Raw genomic sequence first — 4501 nt, 5'->3', positions numbered from 1 at the left:
ACTTCTTTGGCCTCTATACGCCAGAAACCCGGCTTATACTTGATGCATAAACCGGGTTTCTCGACAGGCTGAAGCCTCCGGTTTTCAAGATGAAAACCGGAGGCTTTTTTGTCCGCACTTACCTATCCAGATAAAAAGCAATGGCCGCCGAAAGGGCGGCCATTGCTTCAGTTTTTGACAGATGCTTTACCGATAGCAGATCTCGTGGCGCTTGGGGCCGGTGGAGACAATGGTGATAGGCACCTCGATCTCCTTTTCCAGGAAGGCCACATAGTCCTTGGCCTGCTGGGGCAGGGCGTTGAAGTCAGTGACGCCCCGGATATCGCACTTCCAGCCCGGCAGAGTGGTATACACCGGCTTGGCCCGGTCCAGCAGGGCAGGCACCGGGAAATCGCGGGTCACCTTGCCATCAATCTCATAGCCGGTACACACCTTGATCTCGTCCAGATAGCCCAGGCAGTCGATGGCGGTGAGGGCCACCTGCGTGGCGCCCTGGACCATGCAGCCGTAACGGGTTGCCACAGCGTCAAACCAGCCCACACGGCGGGGCCGTCCGGTGGTGGCGCCGTACTCGCCGGCGTCGCCGCCCCGGCGGCGCAACTCCTCCGCCTCATCACCGAATAGCTCGCTGACAAAGGCCCCGGCGCCCACGGCGGACGAATAGGACTTGGTGACAGTCACAATCTCCTTGAGGGCCGTGGGGGGCACGCCGCCGCCCACAGTGCCAAAACCGGCCAGGGTGTGGGAGGAGGTGGTCATGGGGCAGATGCCCAGGTTGGGGTCCTTCATAGAGCCCAGCTGGCCCTCCAGCAGCACCTGCTTGCCCTCCTTCAGGGCCTGGTGTACAAAGCTGACTCCATCGCCCACATAGGGCTCCAGGATCTTCTTATAGCCCATCAGCTCTTCAAAGAGCGCCTTGGGGTCCAGGGGCGGCTTATGATACAGGTGCTCCAACAGCACGTTCTTCAGGTCACAGATGTGGGCAATCTGGTCCTTCAGCCGGTCCTCATGCCACAGGTCAGCCACCTGGATGCCAATCTTGGCATACTTATCCGAGTAGAAGGGAGCAATGCCCGACTTGGTGGAGCCGAAGGCCGCACCCGCCAGCCGCTCTTCCTCACAGCTGTCCAACAGTACATGATAGCTCATCAGCAGCTGGGCGCGCTGGTCCACGATGATATGGGGAGCGGGTACGCCGCCATCCTCCAGATGCTTCAGCTCATCGGCAAACTTGGTGGCGTCCAGAGCCACGCCGTTGCCAATGATATTGGTGGTGTGGGAGTAAAACACACCGGAGGGCAGCAGGTGCAGGGCAAATTTACCATAATCACAGATGATGGTATGCCCCGCATTGGCTCCGCCCTGATAGCGGATGACCACGTCGGACTTTTCTGCCAGCAGGTCGGTGATCTTACCCTTTCCCTCGTCGCCCCAGTTGGCGCCTACAATCGCTTTCACCATACTTGGTTTCCTCCTGCCGCGGGGATTCGCGCATTGGCCTTTTCCCGTCGGCACTTCAGGGGAATCACATCCCCAGCCGGTATTATAGTACGCTTCCCTCCATGAAGCAAGGTAAAAAAAGAGAAAAAATGTCACAAAATATGATTCTCTTCTCTCTGTCTACCTAAAACATTAAAAAAATGGTTTACTTCCCTACATCACTTTGATAAAATAGAAAAGAAACGGACGGCCTTCGCCGTCCACCGGTTTCCGAAAGAGAATCATCAGGAGGTCATACACTCTATGACGAAAAATGAAAAGCGGGAACACAGCGATCTGCTCTATCAGGCTATTCTCACCCTGAAGGACCTGGACGAGTGCCGCAAATTTTTCTCCGACCTGTGCACGGTGGCCGAGCTGCGGGCCATGGAGCAGCGCTTTGAGGTAGCCATGCTGCTGTCCGACGGCATGATCTACAACGACATTCTGGAGCGCACCGGCGCCTCCAGCGCCACCATCAGCCGGGTAAACCGCTCTCTGCAATACGGCGCGGACGGTTATCAGGCGGTGCTCCCCCGGGTGAAGGAGCAGCAGAACAGCAATGGCGTATGAATATCTGGCCGGCTGCTACGACCGGTTTACCGCCGATGTCAACTATCCCCGCTGGGCAGATTATCTGGAGAAGCACTTTTCCCGCAGCAAGCTGCCCATCCACACGGTGCTGGACCTGGCCTGCGGCACCGGCTCGCTGACCTGTGAGCTGGCCGGGCGGGGCTATGAGATGATCGGCGCCGATCTGTCGGAGGAAATGCTGGCCCAGGCCGCCGAAAAGGCCCGGGAGGTAGACGGCATCCCCCCTATCTTCCTCCACCAGGCCATGGAAGAGCTGGACCTGTACGGTACCATTGACGCCTGCGTCTGCTGTCTGGACAGTGTCAACTACGTTACCCGCCCCAAGATCCTGGCGCGGGCCTTTCAACGGGTCCACACGTTCCTGATGCCTGGCGGGCTGTTTCTCTTTGATATCAACACACCGGACAAACTCCGGGGCCTGGACGGCCAGCTCTTTATGGACGAGGACGAGGAGGCCTGCTGTATCTGGCGGGCAGAGTTCTCCCCCCGGAGGCGGATCTGCACCTACGGCATCGACCTGTTTTGCCGGGAGGCAAACGGGTTGTGGAGCCGGATGGAGGAGGTCCACGAGGAATACGCCTATGAGCCGCCGGAACTGGAGGAAATGCTCCGGCAGGCCGGTTTTAGGCAGATCAGACAATATGGCGAGTTGAAAATGCGCGCCCCCAAGCCGGGAGAAGGGCGCATTTTCTTCGCTGCACGAAAGGAATTTTAATCGTATGTCAGATTCGATCATTCGCGTTCTGGCCAAGGGCGCACCGGTGAAGGCCTCCGCCATTTCGGCCCGGGCCATGGTGGAGCGGGCCAGACAGATCCACAAGACTCTGCCGGTGGCCACCGCCGCCTTGGGGCGCAGTCTGATGGCCGCCTCCATGATGGGCAACCAGCTGAAAGAGGAAAACGGCTCTGTGACCCTACGCATCAAGGGCGACGGCCCTCTGGGCGGCATTACCGCCGTGGCCGACAGTGAGGGCAACGCCCGGGGCTACGTGGTCAATCCTCTGGTGGACCTGCCTTTGAAGGGGCCCGCCAAGCTGGATGTGGGCTCCGCCGTTGGTAAGGACGGCTCCCTTACCGTCATCAAGGACCTGAATATGAAAGAGCCCTATGTGGGCACCATCCCCCTGGTATCCGGCGAGATCGCCGAGGACATCACTTCTTACTTCGCAGAGAGCGAACAGATCCCCTCTGCCTGCGCCCTGGGGGTGCTGGTGGATGTGGACCAGAGCGTACTATGTGCCGGCGGCTATCTTATCCAGCTGCTGCCCGGCGCTGACGAGAGCGTCATCACCGCCGTAGAAGAGGGCATCGCCAAGGTAGGCCCCGTCACCGAAGCCATGCGCAACGGCGAGAGCGCCCGTAGCCTGGTGGAGCGGGTGCTGTCCGCCTTTGAACTGGAGGTACTCAGTGAGGAGCCGGTGGAGTACCGCTGCTACTGCTCCCGGGAACGGGTGACCCGCGCCCTCATCAGCATGGGGCGGGAAGAGCTGGAGTCCCTAATCAAAGAACAGGGCAAAGCAGAGCTCACCTGCCAGTTTTGCGACAAGGTTTACAACTTTACAGGTGATGAGTTGCAGGCACTTTTGGCCTCGGTTTGATTTTTCTGAAAAAATCGAAAAAAGTGGTTGACAACTGGGGGTTGTTCTTGTATAATAACGTTCGTCGCTTGGCCCGACCGAGCGCACGAGACAAGAACACGGGAGCATAGCTCAGCTGGGAGAGCGCATGCCTTACAAGCATGATGTCACAGGTTCGAGCCCTGTTGTTCCCACCACTCCCTTTCTGGGAGCTCCCGCACCCCCTACCGTCTGGCGCGGTAGTTCAGTTGGTTAGAACGCCGGCCTGTCACGCCGGAGGTCGAGGGTTCAAGTCCCTTCCGCGTCGCCATTTTTCTTTCGATGTGGGTTCCTGAATTTCATCCAAAGGATGAGGCAAAGGCCCCTCCCACGTCGCAATTTGCCTCTGTAGCTCAGTTGGTAGAGCAGGGGACTGAAAATCCCCGTGTCGCTGGTTCGATTCCGGCCGGAGGCACCAGCTTTCTCTGGAGGATGCCAGGGAGGTATCCTCCAGAGAGATTTTCCTGTTCAGAAGGAATCTTTTGCCCCTCACAGACATATGCTGTGATGTGTGCAGGTGTAGCTCATCTGGTAGAGCGCCACCTTGCCAAGGTGGAGGTAGCGAGTTCGAGCCTCGTCACCTGCTCCAAAAATGATAACAGGAAGGCTTTTTCCTTCCTGTTATCCATATGGCGACATAGCCAAGTGGTAAGGCAGAGCTCTGCAAAAGCTCCACCCCCAGTTCAAATCTGGGTGTCGCCTCCAAAAAAGAAGCACCTGCAAAGCAGGTGCTTCTTTCAGCCTGTCGAGAAACCCGGTTTATGCATCAAGTATAAGCCGGGTTTCTGGCGTATAGAGGCCAAAGAAGTACA

Annotated in this window: 4 protein-coding genes and 5 tRNA genes; 8 read left to right on the top strand and 1 reads right to left on the bottom strand. The window is 58.0% G+C overall.

Features of this window, described 5'->3' with window-relative positions; genetic code table 11:
• Positions 1–186 precede the first annotated feature (186 nt).
• On the bottom strand, positions 187–1461 hold the full coding sequence (locus Q0J75_RS12295; RefSeq protein ID WP_297201771.1) for an adenylosuccinate synthase: 1275 nt from the start codon (positions 1459–1461) through the stop codon (positions 187–189).
• Between the two features lie 282 nt (positions 1462–1743).
• On the opposite strand from Q0J75_RS12295, the gene Q0J75_RS12290 reads away from it, so the two are divergent.
• The 8 genes from Q0J75_RS12290 (at position 1744) to Q0J75_RS12255 (ending at position 4394) form a co-directional block, all read left to right on the top strand.
• Complete coding sequence (locus tag Q0J75_RS12290) at positions 1744–2052, top strand: YerC/YecD family TrpR-related protein (protein ID WP_297201769.1); 309 nt, start codon at positions 1744–1746, stop codon at positions 2050–2052.
• Positions 2042–2788 (top strand): class I SAM-dependent DNA methyltransferase, encoded by a 747-nt coding sequence (locus Q0J75_RS12285; protein ID WP_297201767.1) that lies wholly within the window; start codon positions 2042–2044, stop codon positions 2786–2788. Before Q0J75_RS12290 ends, Q0J75_RS12285 begins: the two co-directional genes overlap by 11 nt.
• Positions 2789–2792: 4 nt before the next feature.
• Positions 2793–3671: an Hsp33 family molecular chaperone HslO gene (gene hslO, locus Q0J75_RS12280; protein ID WP_297201766.1), complete on the top strand. Its 879-nt coding sequence runs from the start codon at positions 2793–2795 to the stop codon at positions 3669–3671.
• 100 nt (positions 3672–3771) lie between these two features.
• Positions 3772–3847, top strand: a tRNA-Val gene (locus Q0J75_RS12275).
• Between the two features lie 36 nt (positions 3848–3883).
• Positions 3884–3960, top strand: a tRNA-Asp gene (locus Q0J75_RS12270).
• A gap of 71 nt (positions 3961–4031) precedes the next feature.
• Positions 4032–4107 (top strand) — tRNA-Phe (locus Q0J75_RS12265).
• A 95-nt stretch (positions 4108–4202) separates the two neighbouring features.
• Positions 4203–4278 (top strand) — tRNA-Gly (locus Q0J75_RS12260).
• Between the two features lie 42 nt (positions 4279–4320).
• A tRNA-Cys gene (locus tag Q0J75_RS12255) sits at positions 4321–4394 on the top strand.
• The last annotated feature ends 107 nt before the right edge of the window (positions 4395–4501 follow it).

Origin of the sequence: uncultured Flavonifractor sp. (assembly GCF_944385615.1) — a bacterium.
Taxonomy (GTDB): domain Bacteria; phylum Bacillota; class Clostridia; order Oscillospirales; family Oscillospiraceae; genus Flavonifractor.
This window is presented reverse-complemented; position numbering and strand designations above follow the sequence as displayed.